General features: G+C 28.5%; 16 protein-coding genes. 8 read left to right on the forward strand and 8 right to left on the reverse strand.

Features of this window, described 5'->3' with window-relative positions:
• Window positions 1–11 precede the first annotated feature (11 nt).
• The gene (locus ACNMOQ_RS00230) at window positions 12–1,526 is read left to right on the forward strand and encodes a UvrD-helicase domain-containing protein (protein WP_416350389.1); all 1,515 of its coding nucleotides are present in this window, start codon (window positions 12–14) and stop codon (window positions 1,524–1,526) included.
• A 372-nt stretch (window positions 1,527–1,898) separates the two neighbouring features.
• Here ACNMOQ_RS00230 and bla read toward each other — a convergent pair whose 3' ends face one another.
• A complete protein-coding gene (gene bla / locus ACNMOQ_RS00235) occupies window positions 1,899–2,750 on the reverse strand; it encodes a BlaZ-like penicillin-hydrolyzing class A beta-lactamase (protein WP_416350039.1) in 852 nt (283 codons plus the stop codon).
• 189 nt (window positions 2,751–2,939) lie between these two features.
• On the opposite strand from bla, the gene ahlS reads away from it, so the two are divergent.
• Complete coding sequence (gene ahlS / locus ACNMOQ_RS00240) at window positions 2,940–3,788, forward strand: AhlS family quorum-quenching N-acyl homoserine lactonase (RefSeq protein WP_064205281.1); 849 nt, start codon at window positions 2,940–2,942, stop codon at window positions 3,786–3,788.
• Window positions 3,789–3,804: 16 nt separating this feature from the next.
• Complete coding sequence (locus tag ACNMOQ_RS00245) at window positions 3,805–4,938, forward strand: zinc-dependent alcohol dehydrogenase family protein (protein WP_147640547.1); 1,134 nt, start codon at window positions 3,805–3,807, stop codon at window positions 4,936–4,938.
• Between the two features lie 104 nt (window positions 4,939–5,042).
• On the opposite strand, the gene ACNMOQ_RS00250 is transcribed toward ACNMOQ_RS00245, so the two are convergent.
• Genes ACNMOQ_RS00250 through pgaC form a run of 4 tightly spaced genes read right to left on the reverse strand, consistent with a single transcriptional unit; the run spans window position 5,043 to window position 8,427 of the window.
• A complete protein-coding gene (locus tag ACNMOQ_RS00250; protein WP_416350040.1) occupies window positions 5,043–6,083 on the reverse strand; it encodes an acyltransferase family protein in 1,041 nt (346 codons plus the stop codon).
• The gene (icaB, locus tag ACNMOQ_RS00255; RefSeq protein WP_416350041.1) at window positions 6,076–6,927 is read right to left on the reverse strand and encodes an intercellular adhesin biosynthesis polysaccharide N-deacetylase; all 852 of its coding nucleotides are present in this window, start codon (window positions 6,925–6,927) and stop codon (window positions 6,076–6,078) included. The genes ACNMOQ_RS00250 and icaB overlap by 8 nt, the downstream gene beginning before the upstream one ends.
• Window positions 6,914–7,231 carry an intracellular adhesion protein IcaD gene (icaD, locus tag ACNMOQ_RS00260; RefSeq protein ID WP_416350042.1) on the reverse strand — a complete coding sequence of 106 codons (318 nt, stop codon included), beginning with the start codon at window positions 7,229–7,231 and terminating at the stop codon, window positions 6,914–6,916. The genes icaB and icaD overlap by 14 nt, the downstream gene beginning before the upstream one ends.
• Entirely contained in the window at window positions 7,195–8,427 is a 1,233-nt protein-coding gene (gene pgaC, locus ACNMOQ_RS00265) for a poly-beta-1,6-N-acetyl-D-glucosamine synthase (RefSeq protein WP_416350043.1), read from the reverse strand. The genes icaD and pgaC overlap by 37 nt, the downstream gene beginning before the upstream one ends.
• Before the next feature lie 164 nt (window positions 8,428–8,591).
• Between pgaC and ACNMOQ_RS00270 the strand changes: the two genes are divergently transcribed.
• The 5 genes from ACNMOQ_RS00270 to ACNMOQ_RS00290 all read left to right on the forward strand — a co-directional run bounded on the left by ACNMOQ_RS00270 (window position 8,592) and on the right by ACNMOQ_RS00290 (window position 12,111).
• A complete protein-coding gene (locus ACNMOQ_RS00270; protein WP_416350044.1) occupies window positions 8,592–9,152 on the forward strand; it encodes a TetR/AcrR family transcriptional regulator in 561 nt (186 codons plus the stop codon).
• A gap of 200 nt (window positions 9,153–9,352) precedes the next feature.
• Window positions 9,353–9,520, forward strand: coding sequence for a hypothetical protein (locus ACNMOQ_RS00275; RefSeq protein ID WP_416350045.1), 168 nt, complete (start codon window positions 9,353–9,355; stop codon window positions 9,518–9,520).
• A 144-nt stretch (window positions 9,521–9,664) separates the two neighbouring features.
• Window positions 9,665–9,835 (forward strand): hypothetical protein, encoded by a 171-nt coding sequence (locus tag ACNMOQ_RS00280; protein ID WP_416350046.1) that lies wholly within the window; start codon window positions 9,665–9,667, stop codon window positions 9,833–9,835.
• Window positions 9,816–10,406, forward strand: coding sequence for a hypothetical protein (locus tag ACNMOQ_RS00285; protein WP_416350047.1), 591 nt, complete (start codon window positions 9,816–9,818; stop codon window positions 10,404–10,406). Before ACNMOQ_RS00280 ends, ACNMOQ_RS00285 begins: the two co-directional genes overlap by 20 nt.
• Before the next feature lie 217 nt (window positions 10,407–10,623).
• Window positions 10,624–12,111 (forward strand): ATP-binding protein, encoded by a 1,488-nt coding sequence (locus tag ACNMOQ_RS00290; protein ID WP_218706884.1) that lies wholly within the window; start codon window positions 10,624–10,626, stop codon window positions 12,109–12,111.
• A gap of 205 nt (window positions 12,112–12,316) precedes the next feature.
• Here ACNMOQ_RS00290 and isaB read toward each other — a convergent pair whose 3' ends face one another.
• The 3 genes from isaB to ACNMOQ_RS00305 all read right to left on the reverse strand — a co-directional run bounded on the left by isaB (window position 12,317) and on the right by ACNMOQ_RS00305 (window position 14,414).
• A complete protein-coding gene (gene isaB, locus ACNMOQ_RS00295) occupies window positions 12,317–12,901 on the reverse strand; it encodes an immunodominant staphylococcal antigen IsaB family protein (RefSeq protein ID WP_416350048.1) in 585 nt (194 codons plus the stop codon).
• A 456-nt stretch (window positions 12,902–13,357) separates the two neighbouring features.
• Window positions 13,358–13,585 carry a hypothetical protein gene (locus ACNMOQ_RS00300; protein ID WP_286313377.1) on the reverse strand — a complete coding sequence of 76 codons (228 nt, stop codon included), beginning with the start codon at window positions 13,583–13,585 and terminating at the stop codon, window positions 13,358–13,360.
• Between the two features lie 469 nt (window positions 13,586–14,054).
• Window positions 14,055–14,414 carry a transposase gene (locus ACNMOQ_RS00305; RefSeq protein WP_369916994.1) on the reverse strand — a complete coding sequence of 120 codons (360 nt, stop codon included), beginning with the start codon at window positions 14,412–14,414 and terminating at the stop codon, window positions 14,055–14,057.
• Between the last annotated feature and the right edge of the window lie 10 nt (window positions 14,415–14,424).

The following is a 14,424-nucleotide window of genomic DNA, read 5'->3' on the forward strand; positions in this document are numbered from 1 at the left end:
GGAAAGAGATAATGCAATGTGAGGGAAATATTGTGATTAATGCTAGTGCAGGAACGGGTAAAACTTATACTACAATACAACGTATAAACCAAGATAAAGAAAATAATAGTAATCATCGAACATTTGCAGCTATTACTTTTACAAGAAAGGCTGCGAATGAAATTGCTAGTAGACTAGGCAATAGTAAACAAGAAGGCTTTATAGGAACAAATGATAATTTTATAAGACTAGAAATAATTCAACCTTTTATGCACGATGTTTATGGTAAAGATTTCAAAAAAGAAATTAATCCTGACTTTTCAACAGATAATGAAATTCACTGTTTTAATGAGGGTGTGGAGAAAATTAAACAAACCTCACTAATTTGTAAATATAGTGAGGTTAAACAAAACTTCGCTTTTCAATTAGCTTATGAAATCTTACAAAAATCTCATGCTGCAAGAAGATATTTTAAATCGAAATACTTTAGAATATATATTGATGAATACCAAGATAGTGATGAAGATATGCATAATTTGTTTATGTATCTTTGCGAACATATAGGTATTTCTCTATTTATAGTTGGAGATAATAAACAATCCATATATGGTTGGCGAGGAGCATACCCAGAAGGTTTTAATAATTTAAAGTTAAGAGATGATTTTAATGAATTCAAACTGTGGCATAATTTTCGGTCAAATATCGCTATACAAAATTATTCGAATTTATTTATGGAGGACACTAGAGAGCACTATGAGGAGATAGAATTTCAAGATGAAATTATTCTATATACCTATACTGGTGCGTATATGGCTGTAGATTATATAGGCAGATGGGTTGATTTTAGTGAATCTTGTGCTTTTTTAAACTTTAGTAACAGTAATGCCAAGGTCTGGAGTGAGCGATTAAATGAAATAAGAGTACCTTTTGAATATATTCCTGGCTCTCCATTAGATTATTCTAATTTAGAAAGTGAACATATTTGGGTAACAAGGGCATTAGCTAAATATCACTTGCAGTCCCGTTATAATGAATACGATTTTAGAGATGAGATTCCCATGCCAGATTCATTTAGTTTTTCTAAAATAAAACATTTATTAAAACAAATTGATCCTACTGAAAATAATAAAAAATTTATAGATGATTGTTTAAATTTATTCGATTATTTAGGATATAGTAAAGATTTAAGAAAAATTGAACACGAAATTGATATACTCTTTGATGTAATCAACGATGAACAATATATAGCTACATATAATCAAAGTAATTATAAACACACATGCGGAACTATCCATTCTTCTAAAGGATTAGAATTTAATCAAGTCATAATTAATGCTGGGGACTTTAACTTTCAGAGAGAGGATGCTAATTTCTTGCATTATGTAGCTATTACTAGGCCTGAAAGTAGATTGTTGATAATTGGAAATAGTCATCAAAGCGAATCTTATATGGCCTATGTACAACAGGCTATATTTCAATCAAATCAATTACAGAACAATATTGAATTAAATAAAGTGTTAAAAGGCATAGCATTAGATATGAATTAAGTCGATGAGAAATTATCTATTTAAATGGCATGTATGACTTATAAATTCCATTAAGATGATATGGCCTTACTGACGGTTAATAGGAATAGACCTTATTATACAAATATTGATTGCTGATAACTCTCAATATTTGATGAAGCAGGCTGGGACATAAATAAATGTCTCAGCCTGTTTCATCATATTGGCAGTAGCTGACTGGTATGAAATTGTGCTTATATCAAGCTTTTTTCATACCTAGTCATTCTTGTCGGGGTGGATTACGAAATCTTTTTAACAAAATGAGATTTCTGTACAACTCTCATCTTATGTTAATGACAATTAAACTATTAATCTACTCATGCTTTCTATTATGTCGTCTACTAAGGTCTAAAATTATTCACTAATATTTTTCAAAACTTCCCCAGCTACTTCACTTACTATTTTATCGTTAGGTTTAGCGTCTTTATTATTTTTATTAGTGAATATAACTAATATTATAGGTTTATCTTGTCCTTTTGGATAAATAAAAGCAACATCATTTCTTGAACCATACGTAACTGCCTGACCGCTTTTATCCATAACTTTAAAGTCGGATGGAGCACCATCCTTAATTAACGTATCTCCACTTTTATTTTTTAACATTAGGTTCATTAAGAAATCTTTATTTGATTTACTAAGATTGCCATCGATTATAAGTTTATTCAATGTTTTACCAAAGGCTAAGGGAGTGGTTGTATCTCGTTTGTCTTTTGGTGTATATAAATTCAAATCGGGTTCTTTTCTTGATGGATACGTCATTGTATCACCTAAGTCTACTAATCTTTTTTTAACTTTTTTATAACCGCCTAGCTCGTCAATAACTTTATTATTAGCAGTATTATCACTATATAACATGTTAGCTTCTATAAGTTTCTTTAAAGTTATCTCTTTGTCGACATATTTTTCTAACACAGGTGAATATGTAACAATATCGTCCTTACTTATGTGAATTTTTTTATCTAATTTATTAGAAGGTACTTTTTCAAGTAACATGGCACTACTTACAGCTTTTAATGTAGACGCGTAAGCAAAGCGTTTATCTTCATTAAATGATAATTCTTCACCGTTTTGAGTATTAAGAGCATACATACCTACATTTGCATCATATTTTTTCTCAACTTTATCTATTGCACTATTATTTGAATCTTTATTATTACAAGCACTTAATACCAATAATAATACGCTTAATATTATTAATTTTTTCATTTTTATACCCCTTTATATTAAAAATGTAATCTTCGTGAAAATAATAACATTATAACATGTTGAATGAATAACAAAAATCAAATAATTATACAAAATATAGAAACAATATAATCCGATGGGTATAATTTTACACCAAAAGTGAAAGGGTTTACAATGGGGAGTAACATATAATTAAAGGGGTTGATTGTATTGGTAAATATAAAAAAAGAACGTATGAAAATCTATGTTTTGGATAATGGACGCATGCAAATGGACAAAAATCTAATGATAGCTAATTCAAACCAAGCCACGCTCGACAATCCTAATAAAGAAAATGAACTACATGAATTTCCGATTTATACAGTTTTTATAGACCATCCGGATGCTAAAATTTTATTTGATACTGCTTGTAATCCTAATTCAATGGGTGAAGAGGGTCGTTGGATTAATGCGACACAGAAAGCTTTTCCGTATTTTTCAGATGACTCGTGTCATTTACCTAATAGGCTAGAACAGTTGGGCGTTGACCCTAAAGATGTAGATATAGTAGTTGCTTCACATTTACATCTAGATCATGCTGGTTGTTTAGAATACTTTACAAACGCAACTGTTATTGTTCATGATGATGAATTCAGTGGTGCGATGAAGTGCTATGCACGTAACCAACAAGAAGGTGCATATATTTGGAGTGATATTGATGCTTGGATTAAAAGTGATTTAACTTGGCACACAATTTCACGTGATCAAGACCACTTGAACCTTGTAGATGGCGTGAAGGTACTGAATTTTGGTAGTGGCCATGCTTGGGGAATGATTGGTCTTGAAATTGAAACGGAAGAGCTAGGCACGTTAATCTTAGCTTCTGATGCTATTTATACACGAGAAAGTATGGAACCTAAATTGCAGCCACCTGGAATTATTTATGATTCCATTGGTTGGGCAAACTCAGTTGAATATATTAAGCGACTCGCAAAAGAAAAAAACGCAGAAATCTGGTTTGGTCATGACGGTAATCAATTTGAGACTTTTAGAAAGTCTACTGATGGTTATTATGAATAAAAGGGTGTGTATATAAATGAAGACAAAAGCAGCAGTATTATATGAAATGGGTGTAGAAGGTCCTTATGAAAAAGCTGAACCTTTAAAGATAGAAACATTAAACCTTGATAATCCTAACAAAAATGAAGTATTAATTAAAATTCATGCAGCAGGTTTATGTCATTCTGATTTATCAGTGATTAACGGAAGTCGACCGCGACCAATGCCTATGGCGTTAGGACATGAAGCGGCAGGAGAGATTATAGAACTAGGTGAAAATGTTACCGATTTTGAAGTTGGAGACCATGTTGTTTGTACATTTATTCCAAGCTGTGGAAAGTGTATACCTTGTCGTGAAGGACGACCGGCATTATGTGAAAATGGTGCTGCTTCAAATGAAAAAGGTGAAATGTTAGAAGGTGGATTTCGTTTATCTAAAGATAATGATGTCATCCATCACCATTTAGGCGTTTCTGGATTCTCTGAATATGCTGTTGTATCAGAAAATTCTATAGTAAAAATTGATCCAAATATTCCTTATGAACGTGCAGCTGTGTTTGGTTGTGCTGTTATTACAGGTATAGGGGCTGTTATAAATACAGCGCAGATTAGACCAGGTAGTAATGTCGCTGTAGTAGGACTTGGAGGAATAGGATTAAATGCTATTATTGGTGCAAAACTGGCCGGTGCAAATGAAATTATTGCATTAGATATAAATGAAGATAAATTTGAAATTGCTAAAAAATTAGGTGCAACAGCAGTATATAATTCAGGCGATGAAAATGTAATAGAAGAAGTTAAGCAATATATTACAGGCGGGGCTGAATATGTATTTGAAACAGCAGGTGTAGTGCCAGCAATGCAAGTAGCATATGCAATAACAAAACGAGGTGGAACAACAGTTACAACAGGTTTACCTGATCCTAAAGCAGAATTATCAATTCCTCAAGTAACTTTAGCAGCTGAAGAAAGAACGATTAAAGGTTCATATGTTGGAAGTTGTGTTCCTGATCGTGATATACCTAGGTTTGTTAGTTTGTATCAAAGTAATCGGCTTAACGTTGATCCATTAATCAGTGATGTCATTTCACTTAATGAGATAAATAAAGGCTTTGATCAATTAGCAAATGGCGATGCAGGTAGAATTATTATTAAAATGACAGAATCATAAATATAGAAACTAAATAAAAAAACCAAGGCGCTTATCAACTCATGACAGGCATCTTGGTTTTTTATTTTATATCATATAGGGTTTAGCAACGTAATTAAGTTATTTTAATTATTGTATGGTTGTCTACCAATTACAAATTTAAATATTTTAAATTCTCTTAATAATATACCAATTCCCAAACAGCATCCTACTATAAACAGTAATGATATTGGGATGAAAATTAATGTTTTTTCTTGGAAAATACTTGTGTATTGAAAAATGTATTCAAGAATTATAGGGTGCATTAAGTAGATAAAGAATGAAAATGCACTTATTAATTTTACTGAATTAAACATAAACGAATCAAATTGAGAACTAAAGTTTATTAGAAGTAAAAATACATAACATACATATAATAATATACGATAATCTATGCTACTTACCGTCCAATAATCGTGTTTTCCAACTATCCCAAATAATATAAAAGTTACTACTGTAAGAAAAATAATCAAGGTGATATATTGTTTTACAAACCTCAGTACTTTATCATAATTGTGTCCTACATATGAACCAAAAATGTAGTAAAATATCCAACCAACTATGAAGGTTTCTGAACTAAGAGGATAATATGTATCTACAAACTTGGTAACTTCTTCTATATTTTGATAACTATACAAATATAGTGTGTTTAGGCTGAACGCTATGATTAAACTCCATTTTGAATATAAAATATTTGCATTTATTCTATATACTAGCCAATTTAATAAAAAGAACTGGATAATGATAAGAATAAAGTATCCGTACCAATTGCCTTGAACGACATTTTCTAAAAAGTGTTTTGAAAATGAATCATTTAACTTAAGACTTTCTGAATAACTATAAAATCCTCCCATTATGAGATAAGGAATTAAAATGTACTTTAATCTTACTCTCAAATATCCGGGCGTTAACTTTTCATTATAATTTAAAGTTGTTAATAGTTGAGATAGTATTATAAATGATGGTGTGCCAATAATTATTATCATTCTTATCCAATATAGAGTTTGAAACTGTCGAGAATCTAGTTCATTTGTGATACTAAACTCTGTCATTACATGCGTTAATACAATCAATAGACAGAGGAAAGTTCTTAAATATATAAATTCAATACGTTTTCTTTTAATCATGATTAAATCCTTTCCACTGTGTAACTAGTTTATTAAAAGCGTCGTCACTAACCATAATTCTTGGAATGTAATAATTATCATCATCAGGAAGTATTGCTTTTTCCTCTAAAGTAAATGCATATTTTATAGATGTGCCATATTTAAGTTGATCTACTACTTTATCATTTGTTTGACCATAAGGATATGCTATAGCTCGAATATCACCATTAAGCTCTTTTTTTATATAACTTGTACTTTTATTTATATCATTTTTTATATCACTTTTTTCAGCAGTTCGGATAAGAGTAGATGTCTCTTTTTTTAGCGTATGCATATTATGGGTATGAGAAGCAAAATCCCATAGACCGCTTTTTTTCATTTCTAATAAGTGCTTTTTAGAAGAAAGTCTAATATTATGAAAATCTGGAGACCCTACTTCATTGCTTATTACAAAACCCGTTCCAGGAATATTGTGTTTTTTCATAATAGGAAACGCATTTTGATAGATGCTCTCGTCCATATCATCAAAGTTAATCCAAACGCAATTTTTAGGGAATTTACCCTCTTTTTTATAATTGATAAGTTCGTTTAAAGTGATAAAATTTGCCTTATGTTCTTTCAACCATTTTATATGCGACTCGAATTGTGTGTCAGTAATACTATAAATTTTTAATTCTTTACTATTTGAAAATATTAGAGACAATTTATCTATCCATGTATCTTCACGTATCCTATGATAATTTAATGCGAGACAGCCATTTTCCTCACCACCTAATGATTTCTTTTTCGCAAGAGCTATATTATCTAGTGGGCTTATGAATAAAAATATGAGAAAAATAATCATAAATCGTTTAAGAGTTTTCATATGGAGATACTCTCTTTCTCTTAACATTAAATAAAAAACTTAACATCAAATAGATTATTATAACTATTGAAGCTATAATAAAATAAGTGAAAATTGTAATGATATCGCTTTTTTCAATATTTAAAATAAATCTTACGGTTTGTATAATATGGTTGTTATAAGGCAATAAAGATCCAACCATAACAAATAAAACAGTTATACAATATAACCAAAGTATGGAAGAAGCCATAAACACAATGAACTCTCGATAAATATTTAATCTTGAATCTATTTTTTTAGATTCCCTCTGTCCGGACTCGACCATGTAGCAAACTCTCCTTTTTTTCGTTTTAATGCTTTTGGAAAAGCAGCAATTACAACTAATGCATTAATTACCCAATAAAATGTGGGATACCAACTTAAGAACACAACATAGAAATTATTTTTACGTTCATATCTACTATCAATCATTAATGAAATTGTGAATTGTATAATATTTACAAAAGTCAGTAAGAAAGCAGATAATAGAAAAATATTTAACTGATAATCGTAGAAATAATAATCCAAGAAGTTTAATTGAAGTAGTGTATAACCAAGTAAAATGATTATTCCATATACCCAAGCTACTGATAGAATTTGTTCAAAATATAGTATCCATAATGAGAGGTTACGGACTTTGAGCATTTTCTTAAAATCTCTTAAAATGACTTCATGTCCACCTTGAGCCCATCTAACTCTTTGTTTCCAGAGCCCTTTAAAAGTTTCAGGTACAAGCATCCAACACAATGCTCTAGGTTCGTATATAATTTTGTAACCTGACAAATGAAACTTCCATGAAACAGCTATGTCTTCAGTAATCATGTCTGTATCCCAATAATGATTAATCTCTAACGCTTTCTTATTAAATAAAGAGAACACACCCGATATTGTATTAATATACCCATTAATTGTTTGGGCTCTTTTAATACTTCCTATTAAACTCGCATATTCAATTGTCTGGATTTTCCCCAATAAAGTAGATTTATTACGAATACGTGGGTTACCTGTCACCACACCAATTGAAGAGTCTTTCATCAAGCTTTCAATCATATAATAAGGAGCATCATCGTCAATAATCGTATCAGCATCTACACACATCAAATAAGGATACTGAGCATGCTTAGCAGCGATATTTAATGCGTTGGCTTTCCCTTTATTTTCATCTAAATTTATAAATTTGATGTTAAATTCGCGTTTTAATCGTAATAGCTCTACCTCAGTTTGATCAGTACTGCCATCATTAACCGCTATAATTTCTTTGAGTGGAAATGATAATCCATCTAAGTTTTTAATTGTGTCCGCTATAGTTTCTGATTCATTATAACAAGCTACAATAAATGAAATGCCTTCAGTTGGATGATAGTTGATATTTTTATGTTTTAAACGTCGTTCAATAAAAATGAAGTAAAACATAGTCCCGATTATCCAAAATATCGACATTATTATTGGATACATAATAAAAAAAACTGATATAATTCCCATAATTATCCCTCCCTAACGAACGGTAGTTAGCAAGAATCATTATATCATTTTTTGGAAAAAAGGCAATGATGTAATTTATTGTGTTAAATGTAAACGTTTTTTCGAATGATTTTTTATGATATTTAATGTATAGTTATTTGTATGATACTAAGGAGGCAATAGGATTGAATAATACATCGGAGAAACTTATTCATATAAGTGCAAAAAACTTTTCTGAAAAAGGTTACTATGGAACATCATTAAATAATATTGCTAATAATTTAGGAGTCAAAAAAGCTAGTTTATATAATTATATTAAAAGTAAAGATGAGCTTTATGGAATATGTTTAGAAAAGTGTATGGAAAAAGGGCTAACTTTAATTGGAAATATTGATACACAGTCAGAAAATTTATATGAAGAACTTCTGTCATTTTTTCAAAAGTATATATATGATTCTGATTATTTGGTGAAATTTTATATTCAATTATCATTTGTGCCTTCTAACTTCACAAAAGTTATTGAAGAATATAACAATAAATTAGCTTCTGTATTTAATGAAAAATTAAGAGAAATACATGCTCATAATAATGTTAAGTTGGGACAAGATGATTTTGTATCGTTTATTAACATGTTTATACATGGTTGGCTTTATAGAACGGCATTCATGCAATCAAAAATAACAAAAGAAGAAGTAATAAATGAATTCGAACATTTTATTCAGTTATTGATGCATAAGATAACTTAAAATAAATATTAAAAACACATCATAATTAGATATTATATGATGTGTTTTTTAGTTTTAAATTTATTTACTGATAATAATTATTATTCGTAATCAATTTTTTAAATAAGAAGATAAAATTTTGATAAATTTAATTATAATTTGTTAGAATCTAATGATTATGGGTACTATATTTATAGGTTTGGATAGAAAGAGGTATCAGTATGGCAATGGAATACGGGAAGGGCTATTACGAAGACATTAGTGATGATTTATTATATGTGTCTCAAATGATTAGCCAAAAAATTTCTGGCGATGAATTTAATTTAAATGATGAAAGAGATATGATTAAAGACATCTTGAAAAGGCTAGAATCTCAATTATCAGATTGATTCATGCAAATTTTTAATAATAACTATTTTCACTTTTTATTAAAATTTTGATAATAGTTATTATTTTTTTATTTGATTTAGTTAATTTTTTGTAATTTTATAATATAATGAAAAAATATATATAATTGAGAAACGAGGATTATGATGTTCAAATTTCTAAGTAAATTAATTTTTAAGCCAATATCAACTAAACAAATTGTAGAAAACCATTTCATCGAAGGAGGTTATGTTACTACTAACTATAGAAATGGGCTAGTAGATTTTGAAATAAAAAAAATAGAATTATTAAAACAATATGATAATAATTTTAGATAATCGTCCTAGTTTTGCTGTTATAGATTATCATGAAGATGAGTCTGACTCTGATTATATAAGAATAATTGAAAACCTTGAGAGTCAATTAGTGAAAAATTATTATAAACCTGATATAAATGTTTTAAATGATTATGAAGAAGTCAAAGAAAAATATGAAGAGTCAAGGAGATACATAACAGATTATCCTGAAATTGAAACAAGTATATTTAGATGGATTTCACATGGTGAGGGTGACTATATAAAAAAATTAAAGAGTATTATAGATTCGAATGATTATTTTCATGAAGATCATTTCGTTACGAATTATGTAAAAATACATGAATTTTATAGTTGGAATAAAGAAGAGATTAATACAATAATTAAATTACGAACAGATTATTCATTTGAAGAATTACTGGTAGATGAAGAAGCTTTTTATGTAATTAAAGATTTTATATATGGTTTTGAAGAAAATAAGGATTTACATTTTGAAAATGCAAGAAAATTATTTGAAGATGGGATTAACTATGTAGTATGGTACGCTTGTATTGAGGTAGTTTATGAAATGTATTTTGATTTAACAGATAATTAATAGGATTTATAAAAGAGATATTGGAAATATAGAAAATAAAAACTAAGTACATACTCTTAAATAAATATTTTCATAAAGAATAATAATTGCAATTATTATTCTTTATAATTTGGTAAATGCTAGATACGATTAACAATTCCTAAGTTATATTTAATTTAATAAAAGTGATTTTTTGATAACAGTTTGAACAAATATTTTCAAGGAGTGCAATTGCTAAATGAATACTATAAATTTAAAAACTTTGGCAAATACTTGTGATGATGATTATGCTTTAGAATTAATAAAAAAGAGATATCAATTAGAAGATATTAAAGAAGTTGAAAAAGAAGGGATAGTGAAACTTGTACAAGAACTTCATTTATGTGATAACAGGATATCTTATTTTGATGGGTTTTATTTAAATTATAGAATTAAGCAAATAAACCCAGAATTTGATTTGTTAAAATATACTAAAGAAGGTATTTTAAATATTGAACTGAAAAGTAAAGCTGATAAAATAAAGGTTTTAAAACAGCAAAGGAACAGCTTTTTTTATCTAAAAGCTGTTTCACATGAGTTAGATATCATAACATATATAAGTAATGAGAATATATTTTATAAATATGACAGCAACAAGAATTTAACTTATCAAATTGATACCAATGAAGTAATTAAAATACTAGGTAAATATAAAACAATAGAATCTACTCATTTAGATGATATATTCAAACCCTCAAATTATTTAATATCACCGTTTAATGATACTGAGAGATTTCTTGAACATAAGTATATTCTTTCACAACATCAACAAAAAATCGTTAATGACATAATAAGTCTAAGCGATAATTATATTATTGAAGGTAAGGCTGGAACAGGAAAATCTTTAGTTCTGTATGATGTAGCCAAAAAGCTGATAAAACAAAAAAATAATATTATGATTATACACTGTGGTTATTTAAATGAAGGGCACGATATGCTGAACCAAGAAGATAGATGGACAATTAGAAGTATTAAAGATGGAATAAGAGATGATGAATTTGCAAAATTAGATGTAATATTATTAGATGAGGTCCAAAGGTTATATCCATATCAACTCCAAAATATTATAAACAATGCTCGAGAAAATGATACTAGATTAATCTTTAGTTTAGACCCTCGACAATATCTTAGTGAAAAAGAAGGGAACTTTAATAACCTTGACTATATAAAAGAAATGATATTAAGTCTTAAACATGAAAGATTGACTGAAAAAATTAGATCAAATAGAGAGATTGCTTATTTCATAAAAGAATTATTCGACAATGATAAAAAAAATAATATAGAGTATAAAAATATTGAAATTGATAATATAGGTATAAAAAGTGATATCGAAGAATATATGGACTATTTGGAGAATAATTCATGGACATTCCTACCTTTAACTACTTCGAAATTTGACAGTGCTTCATTTGAAAAATATTCAATCTTAAAACCATATTTGAACTCACACAGAGTGATCGGTCAGGAATTTGATAATGTTGCAATTATTTTAGACAGCAGTTTTGAAATGAGGAATAAAACCCTTCATTATAAAGGAGGAAATTATCATTATGATCCAGTACAAATGGTATTTCAAAACATCACAAGAACTAGAAGAAAACTTAAATTTATTGTTATAGATAATATAGATTTATATATAAATTTAATGAAAATAGTAACTAAAGAGCATTTTATCAAAATTATATAGGCTATTGCTTCAACAAATGTATTTTTTGAATTTCTTGAGAAACGCTTTAGACCTCTCTTTAAAAATTATAATCCTCATTAACCAAATTCATAATATAAAATAAGCACATCACTTTGTGTACTGAATTTCATCAGTAGAGTGATGTGCTTACTATTTTGTCATCTACATTTTTAAGATTACGACTTCCTATAGTTGTTATTTCATTCTATTGACCAATGATTATTTTAGTTAAGTAATCATTTTCATCAAAGAAAGCCTTATATGAACCATCATTAGTACTATAATCTACCATTGTACCATCTCCGATACCTGAATCACCTTCTCCTCCCATATCATTAGAAGCATGTGCTTTTTTGAAGGTTTCTTTAGTTACCGTATTTGGTTTAGTGTTAAAGCTAATTTTAATAACTTCATTATCATCGTTAAAATCTACAGTTGTATCATAAACTTTTATACTATGGTCATAATTTTTATAAGCTTTTGGATCTACTTTATAGTTATCAATTGAAACATTGTCATGTTTCAATGCACGTACAAAATTATAATCTTGTGTAAACGAAGGATCATATGTTGTATAACCGTAATAGTTATACCAAGGTGTTTGTGCCATTTCTTCTGAAGCGCCTTGTGTACTTGCACCGCTTGCTGCTCCTTCACCATGCCCCCATTTTTGAACTTGCTCTGCTGCTTGAGCTTCTGGACCACTTGTCGTTATAAATGCTGCTGAAGAACCTACGACAAGTGTTGATACAACGACAGATGCTGAAAGTAACTTTCCTACTTTACGCATAATAAACCACTCCTTAATTTTTGAGTACCTTTGACCATAACTGCTTAGTCAACATTCAAATGCATAAATCCTTGAACAAGTACTATCTTTACTTATTTGTCGTTTTTTCCAGTTCAAACACATGCAATGCCCTTTCAATTTAAGTTGCTAGGTGGGAATACCACTCCTCTATCATTCGCTATTATCAAGTGTAATTATTCACTTTTATTGTACATCAAATACCCATAATTGCAAATATATATATGTATATTAAAGTACATTGGTGATAAAATAGCATCAATATATATAAAGTAAATCTGGAAACAAGAAACAAAAATAAATATTATTGCTGAAGCTGGTTGTTAACTTAGAAGTTATTTATATGATTTTAAAAATTATTTATAATAAATAAAGCTAACTAACTTTAAATGTTAGTTAGCTAACCTAATACTTAAGAAAGTTTATATCTTTTCAGATTTAAATATCTATTATAGACTTATGACTATATCCTAAATCATCAATTTTCAATATGTAGTTAAATAAAAAAGAGCTCATCTGTGATTGTTCTATATTTTCGTCTAAACCAGATCTTATGAGTATTGATAAATAAAATCGATCTAATTCATTTAAACAATTTTCTTGAATTTTATCTGGATATAAACTATTAGAAATTATTTCTTGTTTAATTTCTTCAATTACTTGCATTTTTTCTTTTCGAACAGTATTACAACGTTCGCAATTACAATAGCCAGGTTCTACATGGTACAATTAGTGCAAACTTGATATGGATCAGCATCAACAGTTCGACCAATTAATTTTCTGAACATAATGTTATTACAATGTTTGCATTTAGAATCAGTGTAAATTAGTGGGAATAAATGGACAAGTCTACTTGATGTCGTTTTTATTTTATATTCAGATATTAGATTATTTATATTATCTCCTTTATAATATCGATTAATTAAAGTTACTACTTCTTCATTATCTAAGTGAAGAAATTTTTCGCTTTTTTTCTTTCAAATTAAAATGTTTTAGTTTATAAGTAATGAAAATATCCTTTCTAGCGTTTAAAAGTAGTTTTTTAATTCTTTGCAGAAATATATTAAAAGAACTAGGTAATCTGATTAAAATATTTTGGTAATAGATACCAAGATAACTCGTAATTGGAAAGGCGTTATTTTAAGTATGAAGTTAACGTTTCAAGAGTTATTTCTATATTTTTAATTTTATCTTTTTCTTTTTGAAGTTGTTCCTGAAGTTCTTCTGCTAAACTATATGACTGTTTTAAATCTTTTTTCATTACTTCTATAGTACTTGATGTAATGACTTGCGAAGTGTTCTCACCAGATGAATTCTTTATGTAATTATTACTTTGATTATGCTGGTCATCTTGAGATTCTTTAATCCATCTTGCTAGTACTGAAGGAGATAAATCGTATTCTTCTCTAATTTCTTTTTGAGAACTTCCTGAGTTGTATAAGTTCACCATTTTTCTTTTAAATTCCTTTGAAAATTTTCTTTTCTTTCTTACCATATTTATACCT

The sequence above is a fragment of the Mammaliicoccus lentus genome, assembly GCF_947036595.1.
GTDB classification, from domain to species: domain Bacteria; phylum Bacillota; class Bacilli; order Staphylococcales; family Staphylococcaceae; genus Mammaliicoccus; species Mammaliicoccus lentus.

Bases quoted from the DNA above. Each gene is read 5' to 3' on its own strand.
- ACNMOQ_RS00245 (WP_147640547.1), top strand. From the start codon at position 3,805: ATGAAGACAAAAGCAGCAGTATTATATGAAATGGGTGTAGAAGGTCCT.
- bla (WP_416350039.1), bottom strand. From the start codon at position 2,750: ATGAAAAAATTAATAATATTAAGCGTATTATTATTGGTATTAAGTGCT.
- ACNMOQ_RS00290 (WP_218706884.1), top strand. From the start codon at position 10,624: ATGAATACTATAAATTTAAAAACTTTGGCAAATACTTGTGATGATGAT.
- ACNMOQ_RS00285 (WP_416350047.1), top strand. From the start codon at position 9,816: ATGATAATAATTTTAGATAATCGTCCTAGTTTTGCTGTTATAGATTAT.
- isaB (WP_416350048.1), bottom strand. From the start codon at position 12,901: ATGCGTAAAGTAGGAAAGTTACTTTCAGCATCTGTCGTTGTATCAACA.
- pgaC (WP_416350043.1), bottom strand. From the start codon at position 8,427: ATGGGAATTATATCAGTTTTTTTTATTATGTATCCAATAATAATGTCG.
- ACNMOQ_RS00280 (WP_416350046.1), top strand. From the start codon at position 9,665: ATGTTCAAATTTCTAAGTAAATTAATTTTTAAGCCAATATCAACTAAA.
- ACNMOQ_RS00250 (WP_416350040.1), bottom strand. From the start codon at position 6,083: ATGATTAAAAGAAAACGTATTGAATTTATATATTTAAGAACTTTCCTC.
- ACNMOQ_RS00275 (WP_416350045.1), top strand. From the start codon at position 9,353: ATGGCAATGGAATACGGGAAGGGCTATTACGAAGACATTAGTGATGAT.
- ACNMOQ_RS00230 (WP_416350389.1), top strand. From the start codon at position 12: ATGCAATGTGAGGGAAATATTGTGATTAATGCTAGTGCAGGAACGGGT.
- ACNMOQ_RS00300 (WP_286313377.1), bottom strand. From the start codon at position 13,585: ATGCAAGTAATTGAAGAAATTAAACAAGAAATAATTTCTAATAGTTTA.
- icaD (WP_416350042.1), bottom strand. From the start codon at position 7,231: ATGGTCGAGTCCGGACAGAGGGAATCTAAAAAAATAGATTCAAGATTA.
- icaB (WP_416350041.1), bottom strand. From the start codon at position 6,927: ATGAAAACTCTTAAACGATTTATGATTATTTTTCTCATATTTTTATTC.
- ACNMOQ_RS00305 (WP_369916994.1), bottom strand. From the start codon at position 14,414: ATGGTAAGAAAGAAAAGAAAATTTTCAAAGGAATTTAAAAGAAAAATG.